Source organism: Streptomyces caniscabiei (genome assembly GCF_014930365.1).
Taxonomy (GTDB): Bacteria; Actinomycetota; Actinomycetes; order Streptomycetales; family Streptomycetaceae; genus Streptomyces; species Streptomyces caniscabiei.
The window spans coordinates 1-682 of the sequence record NZ_JABXWI010000070.1 but is presented as its reverse complement, the minus strand read 5'-3'; the positions used below and the strand labels follow the sequence as shown (position 1 = coordinate 682).

The 682-nt window shown below is 67.7% G+C and carries 1 pseudogene; it reads left to right on the top strand.

The window, feature by feature from the left end:
• Positions 1-566 (top strand): annotated as a pseudogene (locus HW837_RS48020) (alpha-1,4-glucan--maltose-1-phosphate maltosyltransferase); the annotation flags it as partial.
• Positions 567-682: the final 116 nt, after the last annotated feature.

Here is a 682-nt window from a genome sequence, read left to right as displayed (position 1 = left end):
CCTTCGAACTCCGCGCCGTCCTCGCCGCCACCCTCTCCCCCACCTGGGGCGTCTACTCCGGCTACGAACTCTGCGAGAACGCCCCCCTCAAACCCGGCAACGAGGAATACCTCGACTCCGAGAAATACCAACTCCGCCCCCGCGACTGGGACGCGGCCGAACGCGACGGACGCACCATCGCGCCGCTCATCACCGCGCTCAACGACATCAGACGGCGCCACCCCGCACTGCACGGACTGCGGAACCTGCGCTTCCACCACACGGACAACGACGCGATGATCGCGTACAGCAAGCGCACCGGGTCGGACGCGGTCGTGGTGGTCGTCAACCTCGATCCCCACCGCGCCCAGGAGGCCACGATCACTCTCGACATGGCGGAACTCGGCCTCGGGGCGGGCGAAAGCGTGCCGGTGCGTGACGAGTTGACGGGCGAGAGCTACCGCTGGGGCAGGACGAACTACGTGCGCCTGGAGCCCGGGCGGTCACCCGCGCACGTCCTCCACGTCCAGTTCCCCGCCGACAGCTCGTCCCCCTCGTCGCAGATCGGAGGGTCAGGCACGCCATGACCATGAACAAACCCATCCCGGACACCTTCGAGGACACGCCGCAGAAGGACCGGGACCCGGACTGGTTCAAACGCGCCGTCTTCTACGAGGTCCTCGTCCGCTCCTTCCAGGACAGC